This window comes from Rhodococcus sp. Chr-9 (assembly GCF_000801125.1).
GTDB classification, from domain to species: domain Bacteria; phylum Actinomycetota; class Actinomycetes; order Mycobacteriales; family Mycobacteriaceae; genus Rhodococcus; species Rhodococcus pyridinivorans.
This window is the reverse complement of sequence record NZ_JTIZ01000023.1, coordinates 12449-32421: the sequence shown is the minus strand read 5'-3', so window position 1 is coordinate 32421 and position 19973 is coordinate 12449. Positions and strand designations below refer to the sequence as shown.

Below are 19973 nucleotides of genomic sequence, written 5' to 3'. Positions count from 1 at the left end.
CGTGACCGTGCTGAAGTCGTTGCTGCTGTTCGCCGTTGCCGCCCTGTTCGAGATCGGTGGCGCGTGGCTGGTGTGGCAGGGCGTGCGCGAACACCGCGGCTGGATCTGGATGGGGTTGGGCGTGATCGCTCTCGGCGCTTACGGTTTCGTCGCCACACTCCAGCCCGACGCGAACTTCGGTCGCATCCTCGCGGCGTACGGCGGTGTGTTCGTGGCGGGTTCCCTGGTGTGGGGCATGGTGATGGACGGCTTCCGGCCGGATCGGTGGGATGTCGCGGGCGCGCTGGTGTGCCTCGCCGGCGTCGCCATCATCATGTATTCACCCAGGTGACGACGCATCCGGCACTACCTCGGTGACGAGGCATACGGCACAACTCGGCCGGATGCCTCGTCCGGGCGTCACGGCACCACGACGCTGCCGACTGCGGGGGTCGAGTTGCACAGCGGTCCACTGCCGAGATTCACCGAACCGAAGACCGTCGCCACGACCTCGCCCGGACCGGTGTCGACCAGGGTCGACAGGTTCGGGTACGTACCGACCAGATCGACGATGCCGGTGCGGCCGTTGTTGCGGTTGAGCCATGCGACGCTGACCTGCCCCGCTGCCGGGACCGGCCACAGGGCCTCCCGTGTGGAGAACAGGACGTGGCCACCGGGGATGCCCTCGTCCGGTCCGGGTTGCGCCGTGACCGAGGTGAACGACGCCAGGCTGCCCTGGTTGATGCAGCCGATGGTGATCGCCGTGCCCAGAGGCTGAGGGGGTGCAGCGGTGGCCACACCGGTGAATGCGATTGCGGCGGCGACGGGTGCCGCCAGGGTGAGAACTCGACGTGGAATTCGCAGTGCAGGCATGGTGCTGCTCCTCGGAAAGGGAAGGTCACGTCCGGGAGCCGACCGCAGCGAGGAATACCGCGGCGCGTCCCGCGCACCGATGACGTGCGTGAGTCTATCGAGACACCGAAGACCCAGGAGCGGTTTCGGTCTCGATCCGATACAGCTCGGAAGCATTGCGGCGCAGTACCGCGTCGGAGAGCTCGTCGCCGAGGACGTCCTCGACGAGGGTGATGTCGCTGTCCCGGAACGGTCGCGGTGCGCGGGTCGACGGCAGGTCGGTGCCGAACACGAGTGCCCCGGGATTCACATCGGCAACGGCGCGAAGCGCGTCGGCCACCGGGAGATCGACGCGCCCGAACCCTGTTGCCTTCACGTGGATACCGCTCTCCACCAGCCGCAACAGTGACGGCAAGCCGTCCTGCGACAGGCCCAGGTGGTCGACGGAGACGGCGGGCAGAGCCGCGATCGTGGTGTGCAGCTCGGCCAGATCGCGCGAATCGATGTACAACTCGGCGTGCCAGCCGACGAAAGTGGGCCCGAGCCGGTCGAGCGCATCGAGGAGATAGCCGTGGTCGAAAGCCTGGAACGACCCCGACACCACCGCGCCACCGGTGACACCCAGATGCGCGACCCGCGCGAGATAGTCGTCGACGGTGAACGGTTCGGGCAGATAGCCGTCGTTCTCGACGAGGGGGAAACGCGGATCGATGATGTGCAGGTGGGCGTCGAACATCTCCCCACGATAGGAAGCCCGGTCCGAGCGGAACAGGGTTCGGATCAGCGGGAGTTCACTCGCGGCGGCGATGCGCGGTGTGACGGCGGAGGAGGGATTCGGCCAGTTCCGCCACGAGGTTCCGTGCCTCGGGTGGCCCGACGATCTCGATGTGCTCACCGAACTGCAGCAGTTGCCGCACACCGTCGATCGAGTCGTAGGCCACCGTGATCCGCGAGACGTCCGGTCGCGGCCCTGCGGTGCTCCCGCGCAGGCGGGCACCGAGGATGCGCCGGGCGAGATCGAGGCGGTTCGCCGCGAGATCGGCGGTGACGACGACGTCCTCGCGTCGTTCGAGTGCGTCGCCGAGTTCGCGTGCCAGCGCGGGCAGGGTGCGGCCGGGGGACAGGCGGCGCGGCCGGTCGAGCACTGTCCACGCACTCAGGCGGGTCAGTGCGAACAGTCGTGGTCGCCCCTCGTCGTCCGCCACGAGATACCAACGGCCGGCGCGGGAGAGCACACCGTAGGGATCGACGACGATCTCGCGTTCGCCGCGGTGCCCGCTCGACCGGTACGTGATGGCGAGTTGCCGTCCGCGCCGCAGGTCGCGGGTGAGGGCAGCGACGTCGGCCCGGTCCTCGGTGGCGAACCATCCCCGATTGTCGACGGTGACCACCTCGGTCAGTGGCAGCAGGTCGTTCTCGCGTGCGGTGGAGGGCGTGCGCCGGGCGCGTGCGGTGAGCTTGTGGACGGCGTCCCGCGCGGCGGCGTCGACACCGAGTTGGCGGGCCCGGCCCATGTCGACCCCCAGGGCGCGCAGGACATCCACCTCGGACGCGTTGAGCCGGTTCAGGTCGGTCTGCCGGCCGGGGAGCATCACGATGCCGCCGTACCTGCCGCGTTCGGCGACCACCGGAAGGTCCGCAGCAGCAAGCGTTTCCACATCGCGCAACACGGTGCGCTCGGAGACGCCGAACTCCTCCGCGAGTTCGGCGGCCGTGACCCGGCTGCGGGCCTGCAGGACGACCAGCATGCTCAGCAACCGCTGCGGCCGGTTCATCGGATGCGCGATCTCCTTTCGAAAACACGACAGGAACTGTCGGGTTTCGGTGTCACGGTAGTCCTCGAAGCCTTCACCGCCTACCGGAAGGAGGGACCGATGACCGTGTCGTCGCCCAACCTGTTCCTGATCTACGTGACCGACGTCGAACGCGCGACCCGCTTCTACAGCGACCTGTTCGCCATGACCCCGCAGATGACGACCCCGCGCTACGTCTCCTTCGAAGTGGCGCCGGGAGTGCTGTTCGCACTGTGGTCGGGTCGCGCGGAGACCGTGGATGCGACCGCTCCGCGGTTCTCCGAGGTGGGCCTGATGGTGCCGGGCTCGACCGCCGCCGTCGATGCGATCCACGACGAGTGGGCCGGTACGGGGGTGACGGTCGTGGAGGCGCCGCACGACGAGGTGTTCGGGCGGACGTTCGTGGTCTCGGACCCGGACGGAAACCTCATCCGCGTCTCCCCGCTGGACTGAGCCTCCGCTCGACCGACCGGCCTACGACGCCTCGCGCATCGTGAGCCCACCGAGTTCGACCGTGTACGTCTGCGACGCCTCGTCCCACCACACGGAGTAGGTGGTGGGGTAGAGGCCCTCGCGGTGGTACGCCTCGGGCAGACGGAGTTCCTCGTGGTGCGCCGGCCGCGTCGCGAGCCACTCCCGGCTCAGCATGGGTTCGATGAACGCCTGCCGTCCGTCCCACGTGCCGTAGAGCACGGTCTCGGTGAGGTGGTGTCCCGCTGCCGGATCGTGCTCCGCCTCGGTGGTGTCCACCCAGTGCAGTCCCATGCCCGCGACGGTCGACGTCAGCGGATCCCCGGACGGTGCGTACCCCTCCGGCACGTAACGCGGGTCGGGCACGCGGGCCGCGGCCGGGATGTAGCCGGGGGCGAAGGGATGGATCGACTCCACCGTGGGCCGATCCAGGAGATAGAAGTGGACGTCGAAGTGCGGGACGTCGAAGCCGTGCTGGGGGTCGTGGCCGTGCGAGTTCCAGTCGACCGTGACGTGGTCGAACGCGGTGGCGGCCGCCTCCTCGGGCAACTCGAGCACGTAGGCCTCGGTGACCGGCAGCAGCGCACCGGGCAGGTCGTCGAGGGCCGCCGCATCGAGTCGCACCCCGATGGTGGCCGGCGTGCCCGCCTCGTCGACGGTGACGTACGTGCGGGCGTTGCCCGCCCCGACGGGATGAGCGGGTCCTTCGACCAGGCCGGAGACTCCCCCGGCTCCTGCGGGAGCGGGAGTGACGAACAATCCGAGGACCGCCGCCGAGACGATCACGGCGAGATGTCGGGCACGAGGCCGAATGTCCATGCGGGGTCCTCGATTTCCGTCGTCGTCGAGCGGCATCGTTGTGGATGCTAACTGTCGCGCGAACGGTGGAGGGCTGACTAGATCGAACCGTGATGCGTGGACGGGACGGTACCCGTGACGCTCCGGGGGTGGGGTCCGGGAGTGCTCGCGGAGCCGGCGGACCCGATGTGTGCCCCCGGCAGGATTCGAACCTGCGACACCCGCTTTAGGAGAGCGGTGCTCTATCCCCTGAGCTACGGAGGCGTCCGGCCGGGCGAAGCCGACCTTGGCGCGTTGTGAGTGTAGCCGCCGGGCGCGTGCCGTAACCAAGCGCCCGTTCTCGAGGCTCTCGAGGCCGGGCGTACGACCTGCATGTTCCCGCCGATTGAGATCAAGGAAGGGTAACACTGGCCTTTCCCTATACCGTTTTGTTACCTTGGGTCGCCAGGAGCGGCCGGGGGGATACCCGGTCGAAGTCGGGACGAAACAAGGGACACACTGTGGGACGCCATCAGCGCACACGCGAAGACGAAGCATTCGACCTCGAGACGATTCGCGTGCCGTCCTCCGGCAAGGGCCGTCACCGCGTCGAGCCCACCGGTACGTCCGCGCCGGTCAAGGCCGCCACCGTCGCCGCTGCCACGGGTGCCTTCTTCGCTGTCGGCTCGCAGATCGGCGCCGGCACCGCTGCCGCGCATCCCGGCCACGACCACGTCCAGGCCGAGGCCCCCGCGCCCAGCCTGCCCTTCGAGCTCCCCGCGGGCCTGCTGCCCGAGGGTGTCGAGATCCCGGCCATCCCCGGCATCACCACCCCGGCCGAGCAGGGCGCACCCGAGCTTCCGGCCGAGGTCACCGGCTTCCTCGATCAGTTCTCGGGTCCCAGCTGGCTCGACCAGCTCAACCCGGCTTCTCCCTCCGCCGTCCAGCCCGTCTCCGGCACCCTCACCTCCGACTGGGGTCCGCGCTGGGGCGCCCACCACGGCGGCATCGACATCGCAGCCCCGATCGGAACGCCCATCAAGTCCGCGGCCAACGGCACGGTCCTCGACGCCGGACCGGCTTCCGGCTTCGGCCAGTGGGTCCGCGTCCTCAACGACGACGGCACCACCGCCGTCTACGGTCACGTGAGCACCTACCAGGTCTCGGCGGGTCAGCGTGTCAACGCCGGCCAGCAGATCGCCACCGTCGGCAACGAGGGCTGGTCCACCGGACCGCACCTGCACTTCGAGGTCTGGGACACCGAAGGAACCAAGATCAACCCCAACGCGTGGCTGAGCGATCGCGGCGTCGTCACCGACTGGGGTGGCTACCGCGCCGTCTGATCCCACCGCAGTGTTCGATCCCACCCGACGGCACGCCGTCGATCCCACCCGCAGCGTGAGCGCGCGCTAGGCTTGGCTCGACAGACCGCGCGCCGACCCGGGGGTTCCATTGGGAGCTGAGATATCCGCACGTTCGTTCACCGGGGAAGACCGGCGGATGTTCCGGAGCAAGGTTCGCGACTGCATGAAGGCGCTCGAGCGGATGCTTCGAGAGGACGTCTTCGTCGACGTGCACTCGTCACCCGAACCGCATCTCGGCATGGAGATCGAGTTCAACCTCGTCCGCGACGACATGTCGCCCGCGATGTCGAACCTCGAGGTACTCCAGGCGATCGACGATCACGCGGTCTTCCAGACCGAACTCGGCCAGTTCAACGTCGAGATGAACGTCGAGCCACGACGTCTCACCGGCGACGAACCCTTCGAACTCGAAGAGTCGCTGCGGTCGTCGCTGCGGCGCGCCGACGAGCGGATGCACCTGCACGACGCGCAGCTGGTCATGATCGGCATGCTGCCCACGCTCGAACTCGACGATCTCGAACGGGGCCGGATCACCGCCAATCCCCGCTACGAAGCGCTCAACGAGCAGATCTTCGCGGCGCGCGGCGAGGACATCGAACTCGATCTCGACGGTGTGCCGTTGCCCGGCACTGATGTCGTGGAAACCCTTCGTGCAGACATGAATTCGGTGGTCCCCGAGGCTGCCTGCACGTCCCTGCAGCTGCACCTGCGGATCGCCCCCGAAGATTTCGCGACGCACTGGAACGCCGCCCAGTGCCTGGCCGGAGCGCAGGTCGCGCTCGCGGCGAACTCGCCCTTCCTCGCCGGCAAGGCGCTGTGGCACGAGAGCCGGATCCCGTTGTTCGCGCAGGCCACTGACACGCGTCCGCTCGAACTGCGGAACCAGGGTGTCCGTCCCCGCGTGTGGTTCGGTGAGCGGTGGATCGACTCCGTCCTCGACCTGTTCGAGGAGAACTCCCACTACTTCACGGCTCTCCTTCCGGAGGTCTCGGACGTCGATCCGATGGCCGAACTCGACGCCGGCCGGATTCCCGAACTGCGCGAACTGCAGATGCACAACGGCACCATCTACCGGTGGAACCGGCCCGTCTACGACATCAGCGACGGCCATCCGCACCTGCGCGTCGAGAACCGTGTGCTCCCTGCAGGACCGACCGTCCTCGACACCATGGCCAACGCCGCCTTCTACTACGGGACGCTGCGCGCCCTCACCGACGCCGACGAGCCGCTCTGGCGCGACCTCAGCTTCGACGCCGCCGAGCGGAACCTCGTGCTCGGTGCGAAGTTCGGTCTCGACGCGAAGCTGTACTGGCCGCGCACCGGATGGGTCGGCGCCGACGAACTCGTGCTGCGGTGCCTGTTGCCGCTTGCGCACCAGGGCCTCGAGGCATACGGACTGTCGGCGGCGGTCCGCGACCGCTATCTCGGCATCGTCGAGGGGCGTGCACTGACCCGGCAGACCGGGGCGGCGTGGCAACGACGGCAGGTGGCCCGACGCGAGGCTGCCGGCGAGAACCGTCGCACCGCCCTGCTCGGGATGATGAAGGACTACGTGCAGAACATGGCCTCGGGTACTCCCGCTCACGAGTGGGAGTGACGGCCCTACAGTTGTAGGGTCCGCGTCACGGCCACCGTCGGCTGGACGACGACGCGATCCGCGGGTGGCTCGAGGCCGGCTACTTCGCCGAGATCGTCACCGAGATCGGCGACGCGGACGCCTAGGCGGCTCTCGAGCATGCTCAACGTCAGCTCGACCTCGATCCCGTCGGCGCCGGGAGCCCAGAACAGGAAACCGAAGTCGTCGGACGGTTCGGCGCGGAAGCCGTCCACCGTCGCGCCGTGGACGTGGGCGGTGGTGTTGTCGATCCACAACCCGACAGCCTGGGCGTTCCTCGGTGAGCTCAACCGCAGTCGTATCTTCCGGGCGCTTCCGCCGGTCGTGTCCTCGAGGATCTCGACCTCGGGCGCCTCGAGGTCGGCGACCGGAGCGGGCCCGTGGTACATCGGCCGGTACTCCCGCCACGGGAAGGCGGTGGGGAGCGATTCGGGACCGGTGGTGAGCAGCCCTTCGCTCCAGTCGGATCTCGGGCCGTCCGGCGATCCCCACACCGCGGCACCCCGATCGGCGTCGAGCGAGTACCAAAGGTACTCCTGCCGGGGATCGGTCGCCCCGTCCCGGTTGAGGTAGCCGGCGAGCAGCGTGCCCACCACGACGATCGCGATCGTGCCGGTCGCGGAGACGACGAGCCCGCGGGTGGTCGACGCGAACGGCTCGCACAGCGGGAGTACCGCGGCGAACGTGAATGCGACGAACAGACCGGCCACCGGTGCCCCGTAGAGGAGTCCGGCGTCGAACGACACCAACACGGCGGGCAGGCCGAAGATCAGCGACCCGAGCGCGCCCAGCGTGATCGCGACGAGCGGCCACACCGTGTCGCGTTGCGGAAGGAGCAGCGCCACCAGCAGACCCAGCGCCGCCGGCAGGATGAGTACGAGCATTGTCAGAGGCACACCGGCGAAGGGGATGCCGGCGAGCGCGAGCAGCGCGACGAGCGTGAACGCTCCGCACGTGAGCGCGGCGGCCGGACGGCCGCGACCCCACCACGATCGCGCGACCAGCAGGACGCCGAGGGCCGCGACGACCGCCGCGAACTGGAAGACACCCGGCCGGTAGGGCTCGTCGGCGACCGGCGCGGCCATGCCCGGATCGACGGTCTGCACGATCCACCACGGCAGCCACGCTGCGCCCGCCGCGAGCACGGCGGCGAGCAGGGCCACGGCCACGGCCGCGCCGACCTGCCAGGCAGACGTCTCGCCGCGGCGCACCTGCAGTACGACGATCGCCCCCACGATTCCGGCCAGCGTGATCGCCCCGACGATCTCGGCCCAGCGCGGAATGTGGAGAAGTCCCCAGGGCGCGGTCGTCACGACCTGGTCGCCGCCGTCGCCGACGGTCGTGAGATCGGATCCGGCGAGCGTGCGGGCGGTCGTGAGGGAGGTGTCGCCCATGTGTTGCAGCGACGTCCGGCTGAGACGGTCGGGGGTGTCGAGAGGGCTGTGGTAGTACGCCGAGCCCGCGGAGATCGCGGTGTCGAGGGCGTGGTGGCCGTGTTCGGCGAAGCGTCGGAAATCGGTGTCGTTCGGCAGTGCCTCGAAGATCAGCTCGGTGAGGGAGTCGGCGTTCGCTCCCGGCGCTCCCGCAAGGCTGTCGATCAGGACGCCGTTCGGTGAGGTGATCCGGAAGGTCGTCGGAGTACCGGCGTTTCCGCGCGCCTCGTGGTTGAGCACGACGACGGGACCGGCCCGCACCGACTCCGTGCCCACGAACCGGTGGGCGCCGAGCAGACCGTTCTCCTCACCGTCGGTGAGCAGGACGACGACGTCGTTCCGTGGGGGAGGACCGGAATCGATGGCACGCGCGACCTCGAGGACCGTGCCGACGCCGATCCCGTCGTCGCCCGCGCCGGGGGAGCCCCGGACCGTGTCGTAGTGCGCGGCGAGCACGACGGTGCCGGTGGGGTCGGTACCGTCCCGGGTCGCCACGATGTTCTGCACGCGGGCGCCGCGCTGGGTGGCCTCACCGGACCGCGCCATCCATCCGACGCCGGAGTCGACGCGGGTGGACCACCCGAGTTCCTCGAGGACGGCGACGAGATGGTCGCGGGCATCGGCGTGGGCGGTCGATCCGAGCGGCCGTGGGCCGGTGGCGATCGCGTCGATGTGTTCGCCGGCGCGGGCGGCGCTGAAGACGTCGGCGGGNGGCTCGTCGGACCCGGGGAACAGGGCGACGAGGCCCGCCACGAGGAGGACTCCGATCAGTGCGAGGACACGGCTACCCAGTGCCGTGAATCGGCTGCGCGGGGACCGGGCCGGGTGGCGAACAGCCGCGGCGGAGTCCATGGGTGCAGCCTAGCCGCGAATGCAGCGGTGCCCCGGCAGACTCGGCCGGGGCACCGCGATCGGATCGGGTCGGATCAGGAGGCAGGCGCCCAGCTGTCGGGCCCGAACACCTCGTAGTGGATGTTCTCGGCCGGGACGTTGCGCTCGATCAGGGCCTCGCGCAGCGAGAGCATGAACGGCAGCGGGCCGCACAGGTAGGCCTGGGTCTTCGGATCGAGCGGCAGATCGGAGATGTCGGCACGTCCGACGCGGACCGTCTCGAGCGGCCGGCGGTTGCCGAGGTCCTCGTACCAGCGGTACAGCTGGGCCGACGGGATCTTCTCGGCAAGGGTCTCGAGCTCGCGGCGGTGGGCGTGGCTCGCGACCGACCGGTCGGCGTGCAGGACCGCGACGGGACGCTCGTCGCCGACGCCGGCGAGATGATCGAGCATGCCGATCATCGGGGTGCATCCGATGCCGGCGGACGCCAACAGGATCGGGGTGTCGTCCTCGGTGAGTACGAGATCGCCGAAGGGAGTGGTGACTTCCAGCTCGTCGCCCTCGAAGACGTTGTTGTACAGGAAGTTCGACACCTCACCGGCGGGAAGCACGGTGCCGTCGGGTGCGGTGGTCTCCAGGACCCGCTTGACGGTGATACGCCAGTCGCCCTTCGCGGGTGCGCTCGACAGGCTGTACTGACGGATCTGGCGGGCGCCGTCGGGGAGGCGGACGCCGACCGAGAGGTACTGGCCCGGACGGAAGGTGGGCAGCGGGGAACCGTCGAGCGAGGTGAGCACGAACGAGACGGTGTCGGCGGACTGGTGGACGCGGTCGGCGACGCGGACGGTGCGCCAGACGTCGCCGGCCTCGACACCTGCGGCCCGGTACAGATCGGCCTCCATCGAGATGAGGGTATTGGCCATCAGCCAGTACAGCTCGTCCCACGCCTTCGCGACTTCCGGAGTCACTGCCTCTCCGAGGATTTCGACGATCGCCTCGAAGAGGTGCTTGTGGACGATCCAGTACTCGTCGGGCTTGATGCCGAGCGAGGCGTGCTTGTGGGCGATGCGGGACAGGATCGCCTCGACACGGGCGGGATCGGGATCGAGCTGGAGCGTCGCGAAGGCCGCGATCGATCCGGCGAGTGCCTTCTGCTGCTCACCCTGCTTCTGGTTGCCGCGGTTGAACAGATCGCGTTCGAGCTCGGGATGGGCGGCGAACATCTTGCTATAGAACAACGGGGTGATGTCGCCGATGGCGGCTCCCACCGCCGGGAGGGTCGCGGCGATGACGTCCTTGGATTCGGGTGAGAGCGGCATGGTGTGTCTCCTCGTGTGTGTCGTGACGGGCTGCACCGGCAGCCTCGCCGTGGGTCAGCGGCCGGTGGGTGGTTCGAGGGTGAGCAGGACCGGACCGGCGTCAGGGGTCGCCAGGTCGGCGATCGTGACGTCGTCGAGAGCGGCGTAGAAGGCGTCCTGTGCGGTACGCAGCTTCGAGCGCAGGGTGCAGCCGTGACGCAGGGGGCACGGCTTCGCTCCTTCGCACTCGACGACTTCTTCTTCACCTTCGAGGGCTCGGGTGAGCCATCCGAGGCTCGCCGTGCGGCCGAGTTCGGTGACGGTCAGGCCTCCGCCGCGTCCGCGGCGGGTGGCCACCACCCCGAGCTCGCCGAGTCGGGCGACGACCTTCGTCGTATGTGCGTACGACAGATCGAGCTGGTTTGCAATCGTTCTGGTACCGGGCATACTCCCCGCCGGGCCGGCGACGAGATGCATCACAACTCTCAGTCCGAGATCGGTGAACCGGGTGAGTTGCATGGCCCTACGCTAGTAAATTCGCATTCGCGATGACAATTTTATGTGACGCACATCGCTGTCGATGGAATGCATTGCCACCGAAGGAATCCCGATGTGATGACCAAAGTCCGTATCCGGACGTACCGGATCCGACTAGCCTCACGGACGTGAAACCTCTCGGTGAAGCACCCCGCGACCACAACCACGTAACCGTCGGTGCCGACGGTTCCCCGGCCTCCGAGCGGGCGGTGAGGTGGGCTGCCGCCACCGCGGCCGGCCGGAAGATCCCACTGCATCTCGTCCACGCGGTGGACTTCGCACCCTCGGGTTGGACGAAACTTCCCTTCTTCCGCCCCTCGCAGGTCTTCGAATGGAGCGAGGCCGAGGCTCAGGCACTCCTGAAGGAGGCTGCAGAGACCGCCGAGGCGGTGGCGCCGGACCTCGAGATCACCGCCGAGCTCGCCCTCACCGGAAGCGCCAAGTGGCTCGTCGAACTGTCCCGCACGTCGCGCATGATAGTCCTCGGGGCCACCGGCAGCACCAAGATGGGGGAGGCCTTCCTCGGTTCCACCCCGGTCTCCGTCGCCGGTCATGCCGAATGCCCGGTCGTCGTGGTGCGAGGACCGGAAGGGCCCGTCCCCGACGAGCGACCCGTCGTCGTCGGCGTGGACGGCAGCCCCGCGAGCCGCCAAGCGGTCGATCTGGCGTTCGAGGAGGCATCCTGGCGCAGGGTCGACCTCGTCGCCGTCCACGTCTGGAGCGACCTGAAAGTCGGGGAGATCGACGAGTCGCCCCTCGACTTCGATCCCCGCGCGTTCGAGGAGTACGAGCACTCCCTGCTGTCCGAGTGCCTCGCGGGCTACGGCGAGCGCTATCCGGACGTGACGGTCCACCGGAAGGTCTACGTCGACGGCCCCCGCGCCCATCTGCAGTCCTGGAGCGAGAAAGCCCAGCTCGTCGTGGTAGGGACTCGCGGCAGGGGAGGCTTCAAGGGGATGGTGCTCGGTTCTACCGGAAACGCGCTCATGCGCGAGGCGCGCTGCCCGGTGATGGTGGTGCGACCGGTCACCTCCTGACGGCGGTAGTGTGCGGGGCACATGGACGATCGCGCCCCCGAACGGGGGTGTGCAGCAGGGACGAAGGTGGCGCATGCGCATCGGGATGGGACTGAACTACAGCGGAGGTTTCGCGGAGACCGCGGCGGAGGTGGCCGACCTGGAGAAGGCCGGCCTCGACATCGTGTTCGTACCCGAGGCCTATTCGTTCGATGCGGTGAGTCAGCTCGGCTATCTGGCGGCGAAGACCTCCCGGGTCGAACTCGCCTCCGGCATCCTCCAGTTGTTCACCCGGACACCGACGCTCACCGCCATGACGGCGGCCGGTCTGGACTTCGTCTCCGACGGCCGATTCGTGCTCGGTGTCGGCGCGTCGGGCCCTCAGGTCATCGAAGGTTTCCACGGCGTTCCCTACAACGCGCCGCTGGGTCGCACCCGCGAGATCGTCGACATCTGCCGGCAGGTGTGGCGCCGCGAGAAGGTGGACCACCAGGGCAAGTACTACCAGATCCCGCTGCCCGAAGACCGCGGCACCGGACTCGGCAAGCCGCTGAAGATCATCAACAAGCCTGTGCGCGAACGTATCCCGATCATCATCGCGTCGCTCGGCCCGAAGAACGTCGAGATGACCGCCGAGATCGCCGAGGGCTGGCAGCCGCTGTTCTATTACCCGGAGAAGGCCGCCGACGTGTGGGGCGAATCGATCGCGAAGGGCAAGGCCAAGCGCGATCCCGCACTCGGCGACCTGCAGATCTACGCGCAGACCCCGCTCGCCATCGGCGACGACGTCGACCACATGCTCGACTGGGTCCGGCCCATGGTCGCGCTGTACGTCGGCGGCATGGGCGCCAAGGGCAAGAACTTCTACAACGACCTCGCGATCCGCTACGGCTACGCGAAGGAAGCCGAGACCATCCAGGAGCTCTACCTGGCCGGCAAGAAGGAGGAGGCGGCCGCGGCGGTGCCCGTCGAACTGCTCCGCTCGATCTCCCTGATCGGTTCGGAGGGCTTCGTGCGGGAGCGAGTCGCTGCCTTCGCGGAGGCCGGGGTCACCACCCTCAACGTCACCCCCTTCGCGGCCGACACCGCAGGTCGTGTGCGACTGATCGAACAGCTGCGGCAGATCTGCGGCTGACCCACCGAGAAAGGTTCCTCGTGCGATGACCGAGAACAAGCCGATCGTCGTGGCCGTCGACGGATCCGACGCGTCCACGACCGCGGTGCACTGGGCGGCACGGACGGCTGCGATCCGCGGCCTGCCGTTGCGCATCGTCACCGTCGTGCACATCCCCGCCTTCTACTACTCCGAGCCCTACCTCGCGCAGAGCTTCCACGAGGAGATGAAGGCGACGGCCCGCGACCGGCTCGACAACGCGGCCGTGCTCGCCCGGCAGATCATCGACGAGAACCGTCACGGGAACGTCGAGATCACCACCGAACAGCTCGAAGGCAAGGTCGTTCCCACGCTCATCGCACAGGCCGAGCACGCCGACCGGCTCGTCGTCGGCTCGCGCGGCCTCGGCGAGGTGAAGGGCCTGCTCGCCGGTTCGGTCTCCACGGCGGTCGTCTCGCACGCGATGGCGCCCGTCGTCGTGGTGCGGGGCCGCACCTTCGACGGTGCGCCGCCGACAAAGGGGCCCGTCGTCGTCGGTGTCGACGGCTCGGTCTCGTGCCGCGACGCGGTGGAGGTCGCGTTCGAGGAGGCATCCGCACGCGGCGCGACGCTCGTCGCGGTGAACGTGTGGAGCGACGTGAGCGTCCAGCCCTCGCTCGGCGCCGTCCCGGAGGACCCGCACTGGAGCCGGATCCAGACCGGTGAGGAGATCGTGCTCGCCGAACGTCTCGCCGGATACCAGGAGCGGTACCCGGACGTCACCGTCGAACGTGTCGTCGCCCGCGACCGGCCGGTGCGAGTGCTCAGCGAATACGCCGAGGCCGCACAGCTTCTCGTGGTCGGAACCCGCGGACGCGGCGGCTTCAAGGGGTTGCTGCTCGGCTCCACGAGCAATGCGCTGATCCAGACCGCGGACTGCCCGGTCCTCGTCGTCCGGTCGAAGCAGACCGAGGACTGATCCCGGACGAGGGAGCGATGCGGGGCGTCACCCGAAGTCGTCGACGCCCCGCTCGCGCAGTTCCCTCCACGCGTCGGCCGGATGCACGCCGCGGCTGATCGCGCCGTTCTCGATGAGCACCCCGAGCATCTGCGAGAGTACGAACGCGACGTCCTCGACGCGCCCGCACTCGTAACGGGCGGACAGCCACCCGGAGACGTTGCCGGCCTTGGCGGCCTGTGCCATGTCCAGGGCCGTGCGGAACAACTCGCGGGTCGGATCGTCGATCGGATCCTCGGTCGGTGCGCTCATCGTCACCTCGATCTCTCTTCTCGTCAGAAACCCACGCGCAGGATCACCAGCGGCACGACCGGCAGGTCGAGCATCTCTGCCAGGCGCGAACCGGCGTCCTCGACCCGCAGCGGATGCGTCACGACCGACGCCGACAATCGCGCATCGATGGCCGCGAGCCAGCACCGCTCCACCGCCGCGCCCACCCGGACCAGATCCGCCGGCGAGGTGGACGGGGCGGAGAACAGCAGCACCGATTCGCGCGCGATCGCCGCCGCCAGCGCATCGACGTCGGGGATCCCCGACGTGACCATGGCCTCGCCGGCCGCGCCGTGTTCGTCGAGGGTCGCGCTCCAGGTGGTGACCACCTCGGCGTTGCCGCGCGGCTGCCAGTGGGAGGTCCACGAGAACATCTCCCGCTGGTAGTGCGGGTGACGCCGGCGGGCCTCCGCCGCATAGGCGAGCACCTGCGCCAGGGCGACGGCCTCGTCGGCGGCGAGCAGACGCACGTCGACGTCGGGTATCTCCCCGGCCGCGGCGACGACGTCTGCGAGCGTCGCCGTCGGCACCGGGATGTCGGTGAACGATTCGCGATGGCTGCGCCGATGCGAGATGGCGGCGTACAACCGCAGGTCGCGGCTACTCGGGGTACCCGAGCCGAGCGTCTCGATCCGGGCGATGAGCTCCGGACGTTGCGGATCGGGCAGCACCGAGGTGCGCGATCGGTTGCCGAGGACCCGGATCGCGAGCTCGAGATTCGCGAGGGCCGTGCCACACGAGATCAACCGGTCGACGCGCAGCGGGTCCGGTCCCGGCTCGGCGAACTCGAGGCGTTCCTCCAGTTCGGCGCTGTGATCGGGCAGTCGCAGATTCCACGGTTGCGTGTCGTGTACCGAGGGTGCCTCCACCACCGCACGCGCAATGATCTCGGTGTCACCGAGCGACCAGGTTCCGGCATCGACAGTCACGACATCCTCCGCGTCGGCTCGTTCGCCCTACATGTCCACCTCTGCCCTTCCAGCGTCTCCCGAGCGGCGCCCGCGGGGCAGGGGGAGAAGGTCCCCAGATGGGCGTCGAACGGCCCCGAGGACGTGGGTATCGCGGTACACCTGGGACAATGACGGGACAGCATGTCAACGAAAGGTGCCCGAGATGACCCGCGTGTTCCTCGTCGACGATCACGAGATCGTGCGGCGCGGCCTGGTGGATCTGCTGAGCAGCGTGCCCGACTTCACCGTCGTCGGTGAGGCCGCCTCGGTGGGCGAGGCCCTGGCCCGCGTGCCCGAGAGCGGCGCCGACGTCGCGGTGCTCGACGTGCGGCTTCCCGACGGCAACGGTGTCGAACTGTGCCGCGAGCTGCGTACCCGCATGCCGGGTCTGCGCGCCCTGATGCTCACCTCCTACGCCGACGACGAGGCACTCTTCGACGCGATCATGGCGGGTGCCTCGGGGTTCGTGCTCAAGCAGATCCTCGGCACCGACCTCGTCTCGGCGATCCGCACCGTCGGCGAGGGCGGCTCGTTGCTGGACAGCCGTGCCACCGCCGCCCTCATGGAGCGGATCCGGGCATCGCGCACGGCCGATCCACTGGCCGAGCTGTCGGAGCAGGAACGCGCCGTCTTCGAACTCATCGGTGAAGGCCTGACCAACCGCGAGATCGCCGAGCGGCTGTTCCTCGCGGAGAAGACCGTGAAGAACTACGTCTCGCGGCTGCTGGCGAAGCTCGGCATGCAGCGCCGCACGCAGGCCGCGGTGCTCGCCACCGAGCTGCGCAACGAGCGCGGCAAGCCGACGTCCTAGTCCGACGCGGGCGGGACCCGTTCCGTCAGAGCGGGACCGCCCACAGCACCCGGGTGCCGCGCGGGTGGGCCGGACCGATCTCGCACGACCCGCCGCACTGCACGGCGCGCCGCTCGAGGTTCGCCAGCCCGCTGCGGCGAGGCATGTCGGGCAGACCCGTGCCGTCGTCGAGGATCTCGATCCGGAAATCGTCCTGAACCGAGACCGACACCGAGATGTTGTCGGACTGGGAATGGCGCAGCGCGTTGCTCAGCCCCTCGCGGAGAACAGCCTCGGCATGCGGGTGGATGCGCATCGGCACCAGCGTGTCGATGGGTCCGACGAACTGCACGTTGGGCGCCACCGAGGAGTGGATGCTCAGGTCGCCCACCACGTCCAGCAGTCTCCGGCGCAGACTGTTCGACGCCGCCGCGCCGGTGGTGTGCAGATCGAAGATGGTCGTGCGGATCTCGCGCACCGTCCGGTCGAGCTGTTCGATCGCGTGGCGGATCACCTCCACGACGCGTTCGGTACCCGCACCGTCCGCGGTCGCGCTCTGCAAGCTCATACCCGTGGCGAACAGGCGCTGGATGACGTTGTCGTGCAGGTCCTGTGCGATGCGATCGCGATCGGCCAGCACGTCGAGCAACCGCTTCTTGCGTTGCTGTTCGGCGAATTCGAGGGCCACGGCCGCGAGGTTCGCCATGGATTCGAAGCGGGCCACGTCCTCGTCGTCCCACGGTTCGGTACCGGCCTCGCGGGTCGCGACGAGCACACCCGTGACCGTCGACGTCGCCGACAGCGGCAGCACCACCGCGTGGCCCTCGTCGCCCTGCTCCATCGGTGGCAGTCCCTCGAGAGTGTCGAGGTGCATCGGCTGCCTGCTCTTGAGCGCTTTCAGCACAGGCGATCCGGTGAGATCGAAACGCTTGTCCTTCCCGCACGGCGCCGCGGGGGACGCGGCCTGCAGGCGGCCGTGGTGGCCGTCGACGAGCATCACATAGGCGCCCGCACACCGGGCGAGTTCGCGGACCTGGCCGGTGAGCATCGACAGCGTCTCGTCCACCGACCCACCCATCAGCAGCCGGGAGTTGATGGATGCCATTGCGGTAAGCCATCTCTCGCGGTCGAGGGAGCCCTCGAACAGGCGCGCGTTCTCGACGGCCACACCGGCGGACATCGCGAGCACCTTGAGGATCACCTCGTCCTCTTCGGTGAACTCGGGTGCGCCCAGTTTCTCGGTGAGGTAGATGCTGCCGAAAACCTTGCCGCGCACCATGATCGGAGTTCCGAGGAAGCTCTTCATGGGCGGATGGTTGGGCGGGAAACCGATGGAGGCGGAATGCTTCGACAGGTCGCCGAGACGGACCGGCCGGGGATCGTTGATGAGCAGACCCAGGATGCCCCGGCCCTCGGGCAGATGGCCCATCACCTCGCGCTGCGTCGGATTGATCCCGACGTACACGAACTCCGACAGACCACCGTCGGCGGCGCGCACGCCGAGCGCGCCGTAGCGGGCGTCGAGAAGGGCGGTCGCGGCGGAGACGATGCGCTGGAGCATGGAGTCGAGTTCGAGACCCGACCCCACGACGAGCACCGCTTCGAGCAGTCCGCGCAGGGTCGTCGGGGCGTCGACGGAATCGTCGAGCCGGTCGCGGAGCTCGGCGAGCAGCGTGTCGATGGCGACGTCGGTGGGTTCGATCATGACTTCTTCTCTTCCAGCAGGTGCAGCGCGGCGGACACGGCGGATTCCGAGGGATCCGTCTTCGCGCGGCTCAGGTCGTGTGCGGCCCCGGTGACCTCGATGAGAGTCGTGGCCGCGGGCAGGAGATCGAGTGCCTCCCGCAGTTCGTCGAAGGTACCGAAGGGGTCGCGGTCGCCGTGGACGAACACCGTGGGCACCGATATCTTCGGCAGGTGCTCGGTGCGCAGCTTCTCCGGCTTGCCCGGGGGATGGAGGGGATAGGACAGCAGGACGAGGGCGTCGGCGATGCCGGGTTCGTCGGCCGCGAGCATCGACGTCTGCCGGCCGCCGTAGGAGACGCCGCCGAGCAGTAAGGGCCCGGACACGCGGTCGCGCAGCTCCGCGGCCGCGGCAGACACACCCTCGCGGTCCTCCGCGGCGCGGGACGGCTGCGGGGGTCCCTTGGGCTTGCGACGGCGAAACGGCAGGTCGTAGCGCAGGGCGAGGAAGCCGGCATCGGCGAACCGGGAGCACATCAGCTGCAGGATCCGGGCGTCGCAGTTGCCGCCGGCGCCGTGCGTCAACGCGACGGCACCCCGCGGACTGCCCTCGGGAAGATGCAGGTGACCGGCCACGGTGCCGGTGTCCAGCGGTTCGACATTCACACCGATACGGTAACCGCCGCGTCGGCGACGGCACCGGTGACGAAGCCGTAGACGCTCTTGTGGAGGACGTCGATCGCCAGCTCGGAACGGGGCCACGTTTGCGGGGGTGCTCCCACGCCGGTCGCGTTCTCGAGGATCTGGTCGTTGGTCAGACGGACGACGGTGAACTTCGACGATGCGAGCGGCCCCCGCAGGCCCACCTCGGCCATGACCGAACGCAGGACGCCGAGGGCGATATCCTGCCCGAAGTGCATCGCCCAGTTCAGGGCGGTCGAGCGCTGTCCGGCCGATTCCGAGGCGCCCGTCAACCGTGCGAGTACGCGGCCCGGCACGTGGGAGTTCGGTCGCCCGGTGACGGCCTGCTCGATCTTCTCCCCGATGGTCATGGCGGCCACGCCGGCCGCACCGGCGACCAGGCCTGTGGCCCTGGCTGTCGTGCTCGCCGTCCGCTGGTACGGCGGGATGGGGCGGGCCCGAGCACGGGCGGTCACCGTCGGTCGCGCTCGACCGGCCGTATGAGCCGTACCCACATGCGGTGCAGCATCGCGGCGAACACCGCGACCCAGGCCGCCACCGCGACCCACAATTCGGCGGCGCCGATCGCGCCGACCAGTGGCAGATCGTCGGCGCGACCCAGATACATCCCCGCGATCGCGTACATGCCGAGCGGGAAGACGATCGACCACAGGGACGAGTCGTAGTCCAGCCGCACCCGGTGGACGCGGTGTCGCCACCAACCGGCCGCGACGAGCGGGGGGAGCAGCCACGTCGCGAAGACCCAGATGACGACGGCGAGGCCCGCGATCAGTCCGCGGGTCGCGTCGACCATCGGTGCGTCGTCCATCTCGACGATCCGTGAACCCGCCACGACGGTGATCGAGCACGCTCCCATCGACACCCAGTAAGGGGCTCTCCGCATTTGAGCGGGGCGTGTGCTGATTTCATGCTGCTGGTCTCTGCCCTCGGGTGAGGGCGATGTGGACCATGATGCGCCTTCGGTAGTTGTCCATGTTGGTGAAGCCGCATCCGACACGCTTGGTTTGCTTGATGATCCGGTTGAAGCCCTCGGTGCGGGCGTTGGTCACGTCCTCGGTGAGCGCGACGAGCACCGCTGGCCACCAGGTGTCGATCGTGGTCGCCAGGCGGCTGGTTTCCTCCATGTCGGCGCGGGCGGCGGCGTCGTAGAAGTCGTACAGCCTGCGCCGGATCTGGTGCGGCTGGTGTTCGGCCAGCAGCAGGCGCAGGCGTTCCTTGACGGCATGCGCGGCGGCCGTGCAGTTGCCGGGTGATCCGTTGACGGACCTGGGTGACCATGAGGTTGGCGAGGGCGACGAGATGCCACTTGTCGACTGCGATCCGCGCGTCCGGCAGGGCGGTGCGGATCCCGGATCGACAGGTACAACAGCGCCCGCCCGCACACCCGCCTCGGCAACGCCCCACCCGCCGAGTACGAGGCAGCGCACTGCGCTGAGCCCACCAAGTCATCGCGACCGGCAATGACACCTGCATAGACGTGGCATCAACGCGTAGATGTTTC

20 protein-coding genes, 1 tRNA gene and 2 pseudogenes are annotated in these 19973 nt (G+C 68.9%); 8 read left to right on the top strand and 15 right to left on the bottom strand.

Features of this window, described 5'->3' with window-relative positions:
* Nucleotide 1: 1 nt before the first annotated feature.
* Nucleotides 2–331 carry a YnfA family protein gene (locus QR64_RS02740; RefSeq protein WP_006551592.1) on the top strand — a complete coding sequence of 110 codons (330 nt, stop codon included), beginning with the start codon at nucleotides 2–4 and terminating at the stop codon, nucleotides 329–331.
* Between the two features lie 68 nt (nucleotides 332–399).
* Here QR64_RS02740 and QR64_RS02735 read toward each other — a convergent pair whose 3' ends face one another.
* The 3 genes from QR64_RS02735 to QR64_RS02725 form a co-directional block, all read right to left on the bottom strand.
* Nucleotides 400–852 carry a hypothetical protein gene (locus tag QR64_RS02735; protein WP_039583975.1) on the bottom strand — a complete coding sequence of 151 codons (453 nt, stop codon included), beginning with the start codon at nucleotides 850–852 and terminating at the stop codon, nucleotides 400–402.
* A gap of 94 nt (nucleotides 853–946) precedes the next feature.
* Nucleotides 947–1567, bottom strand: coding sequence for an amidohydrolase family protein (locus QR64_RS02730; RefSeq protein ID WP_039583973.1), 621 nt, complete (start codon nucleotides 1565–1567; stop codon nucleotides 947–949).
* 55 nt (nucleotides 1568–1622) lie between these two features.
* Entirely contained in the window at nucleotides 1623–2606 is a 984-nt protein-coding gene (locus QR64_RS02725; RefSeq protein WP_006551589.1) for a helix-turn-helix transcriptional regulator, read from the bottom strand.
* Nucleotides 2607–2705: 99 nt separating this feature from the next.
* Between QR64_RS02725 and QR64_RS02720 the strand changes: the two genes are divergently transcribed.
* A complete protein-coding gene (locus QR64_RS02720) occupies nucleotides 2706–3077 on the top strand; it encodes a VOC family protein (RefSeq protein ID WP_235366966.1) in 372 nt (123 codons plus the stop codon).
* 21 nt (nucleotides 3078–3098) lie between these two features.
* Here the strand turns inward: QR64_RS02720 and QR64_RS02715 are convergent, their stop codons facing one another.
* Together QR64_RS02715 and QR64_RS02710 are read right to left on the bottom strand one after the other, a co-directional pair.
* A complete protein-coding gene (locus tag QR64_RS02715) occupies nucleotides 3099–3914 on the bottom strand; it encodes a DUF5602 domain-containing protein (protein WP_039583971.1) in 816 nt (271 codons plus the stop codon).
* A gap of 170 nt (nucleotides 3915–4084) precedes the next feature.
* Nucleotides 4085–4157 (bottom strand) — tRNA-Arg (locus tag QR64_RS02710).
* 236 nt (nucleotides 4158–4393) lie between these two features.
* Between QR64_RS02710 and QR64_RS02705 the strand changes: the two genes are divergently transcribed.
* Nucleotides 4394–5215: a M23 family metallopeptidase gene (locus QR64_RS02705; protein WP_006551574.1), complete on the top strand. Its 822-nt coding sequence runs from the start codon at nucleotides 4394–4396 to the stop codon at nucleotides 5213–5215.
* A 109-nt stretch (nucleotides 5216–5324) separates the two neighbouring features.
* Nucleotides 5325–6833, top strand: coding sequence for a glutamate-cysteine ligase family protein (locus QR64_RS02700; protein ID WP_033096747.1), 1509 nt, complete (start codon nucleotides 5325–5327; stop codon nucleotides 6831–6833).
* Nucleotides 6834–6838: 5 nt separating this feature from the next.
* Here the strand turns inward: QR64_RS02700 and QR64_RS02695 are convergent, their stop codons facing one another.
* The 3 genes from QR64_RS02695 to QR64_RS02685 form a co-directional block, all read right to left on the bottom strand.
* Nucleotides 6839–8830, bottom strand: coding sequence for a M28 family peptidase (locus QR64_RS02695; protein WP_235366968.1), 1992 nt, complete (start codon nucleotides 8828–8830; stop codon nucleotides 6839–6841).
* A 380-nt stretch (nucleotides 8831–9210) separates the two neighbouring features.
* Nucleotides 9211–10434 (bottom strand): globin domain-containing protein, encoded by a 1224-nt coding sequence (locus QR64_RS02690; RefSeq protein ID WP_019289865.1) that lies wholly within the window; start codon nucleotides 10432–10434, stop codon nucleotides 9211–9213.
* A gap of 54 nt (nucleotides 10435–10488) precedes the next feature.
* On the bottom strand, nucleotides 10489–10932 hold the full coding sequence (locus QR64_RS02685) for an RrF2 family transcriptional regulator (protein WP_006551570.1): 444 nt from the start codon (nucleotides 10930–10932) through the stop codon (nucleotides 10489–10491).
* A 146-nt stretch (nucleotides 10933–11078) separates the two neighbouring features.
* Here QR64_RS02685 and QR64_RS02680 point away from each other — a divergent pair, with 146 nt between their 5' ends.
* From QR64_RS02680 to QR64_RS02670, 3 genes are all read left to right on the top strand, one after another.
* The gene (locus QR64_RS02680; RefSeq protein WP_006551569.1) at nucleotides 11079–11987 is read left to right on the top strand and encodes a universal stress protein; all 909 of its coding nucleotides are present in this window, start codon (nucleotides 11079–11081) and stop codon (nucleotides 11985–11987) included.
* Between the two features lie 73 nt (nucleotides 11988–12060).
* Entirely contained in the window at nucleotides 12061–13101 is a 1041-nt protein-coding gene (locus QR64_RS02675; protein WP_006551568.1) for an LLM class F420-dependent oxidoreductase, read from the top strand.
* 25 nt (nucleotides 13102–13126) lie between these two features.
* Nucleotides 13127–14038 carry a universal stress protein gene (locus QR64_RS02670; protein WP_006551567.1) on the top strand — a complete coding sequence of 304 codons (912 nt, stop codon included), beginning with the start codon at nucleotides 13127–13129 and terminating at the stop codon, nucleotides 14036–14038.
* A gap of 27 nt (nucleotides 14039–14065) precedes the next feature.
* Here the strand turns inward: QR64_RS02670 and QR64_RS02665 are convergent, their stop codons facing one another.
* Nucleotides 14066–14335: a hypothetical protein gene (locus tag QR64_RS02665; RefSeq protein ID WP_006551566.1), complete on the bottom strand. Its 270-nt coding sequence runs from the start codon at nucleotides 14333–14335 to the stop codon at nucleotides 14066–14068.
* Between the two features lie 17 nt (nucleotides 14336–14352).
* Nucleotides 14353–15276: a nitroreductase family protein gene (locus tag QR64_RS02660; RefSeq protein ID WP_039583966.1), complete on the bottom strand. Its 924-nt coding sequence runs from the start codon at nucleotides 15274–15276 to the stop codon at nucleotides 14353–14355.
* A 184-nt stretch (nucleotides 15277–15460) separates the two neighbouring features.
* On the opposite strand from QR64_RS02660, the gene QR64_RS02655 reads away from it, so the two are divergent.
* On the top strand, nucleotides 15461–16108 hold the full coding sequence (locus QR64_RS02655; protein WP_033096942.1) for a response regulator transcription factor: 648 nt from the start codon (nucleotides 15461–15463) through the stop codon (nucleotides 16106–16108).
* A gap of 25 nt (nucleotides 16109–16133) precedes the next feature.
* On the opposite strand, the gene QR64_RS02650 is transcribed toward QR64_RS02655, so the two are convergent.
* The 5 genes and pseudogenes from QR64_RS02650 to QR64_RS25420 all read right to left on the bottom strand — a co-directional run bounded on the left by QR64_RS02650 (nucleotide 16134) and on the right by QR64_RS25420 (nucleotide 19921).
* Nucleotides 16134–17792 carry a GAF domain-containing sensor histidine kinase gene (locus tag QR64_RS02650; RefSeq protein ID WP_006551563.1) on the bottom strand — a complete coding sequence of 553 codons (1659 nt, stop codon included), beginning with the start codon at nucleotides 17790–17792 and terminating at the stop codon, nucleotides 16134–16136.
* On the bottom strand, nucleotides 17789–18436 hold the full coding sequence (locus tag QR64_RS02645; RefSeq protein ID WP_019289864.1) for an alpha/beta family hydrolase: 648 nt from the start codon (nucleotides 18434–18436) through the stop codon (nucleotides 17789–17791). Before QR64_RS02645 ends, QR64_RS02650 begins: the two co-directional genes overlap by 4 nt.
* A complete protein-coding gene (locus QR64_RS02640; protein WP_039583964.1) occupies nucleotides 18433–18927 on the bottom strand; it encodes a hypothetical protein in 495 nt (164 codons plus the stop codon). The genes QR64_RS02645 and QR64_RS02640 overlap by 4 nt, the downstream gene beginning before the upstream one ends.
* Nucleotides 18924–19367, bottom strand: a pseudogene (locus QR64_RS02635) (tellurite resistance protein permease); the annotation flags it as partial. The pseudogene QR64_RS02635 and the gene QR64_RS02640, both read right to left, overlap by 4 nt.
* A gap of 10 nt (nucleotides 19368–19377) precedes the next feature.
* Nucleotides 19378–19921, bottom strand: a pseudogene (locus tag QR64_RS25420) (ISL3 family transposase).
* Between the last annotated feature and the right edge of the window lie 52 nt (nucleotides 19922–19973).

What these genes read in the sequence shown, in the direction of transcription:
- QR64_RS02735 (WP_039583975.1), bottom strand. Translation starts at nt 852, where the DNA reads ATGCCTGCACTGCGAATTCCACGTCGAGTTCTCACCCTGGCGGCACCC.
- QR64_RS02730 (WP_039583973.1), bottom strand. Translation starts at nt 1,567, where the DNA reads ATGTTCGACGCCCACCTGCACATCATCGATCCGCGTTTCCCCCTCGTC.
- QR64_RS02725 (WP_006551589.1), bottom strand. Translation starts at nt 2,606, where the DNA reads ATGAACCGGCCGCAGCGGTTGCTGAGCATGCTGGTCGTCCTGCAGGCC.
- QR64_RS02720 (WP_235366966.1), top strand. Translation starts at nt 2,706, where the DNA reads ATGACCGTGTCGTCGCCCAACCTGTTCCTGATCTACGTGACCGACGTC.
- QR64_RS02715 (WP_039583971.1), bottom strand. Translation starts at nt 3,914, where the DNA reads ATGGACATTCGGCCTCGTGCCCGACATCTCGCCGTGATCGTCTCGGCG.
- QR64_RS02695 (WP_235366968.1), bottom strand. Translation starts at nt 8,830, where the DNA reads ATGGCGCGGTCCGGTGAGGCCACCCAGCGCGGCGCCCGCGTGCAGAAC.
- QR64_RS02690 (WP_019289865.1), bottom strand. Translation starts at nt 10,434, where the DNA reads ATGCCGCTCTCACCCGAATCCAAGGACGTCATCGCCGCGACCCTCCCG.
- QR64_RS02685 (WP_006551570.1), bottom strand. Translation starts at nt 10,932, where the DNA reads ATGCAACTCACCCGGTTCACCGATCTCGGACTGAGAGTTGTGATGCAT.
- QR64_RS02675 (WP_006551568.1), top strand. Translation starts at nt 12,061, where the DNA reads ATGCGCATCGGGATGGGACTGAACTACAGCGGAGGTTTCGCGGAGACC.
- QR64_RS02670 (WP_006551567.1), top strand. Translation starts at nt 13,127, where the DNA reads ATGACCGAGAACAAGCCGATCGTCGTGGCCGTCGACGGATCCGACGCG.
- QR64_RS02655 (WP_033096942.1), top strand. Translation starts at nt 15,461, where the DNA reads ATGACCCGCGTGTTCCTCGTCGACGATCACGAGATCGTGCGGCGCGGC.
- QR64_RS02650 (WP_006551563.1), bottom strand. Translation starts at nt 17,792, where the DNA reads ATGATCGAACCCACCGACGTCGCCATCGACACGCTGCTCGCCGAGCTC.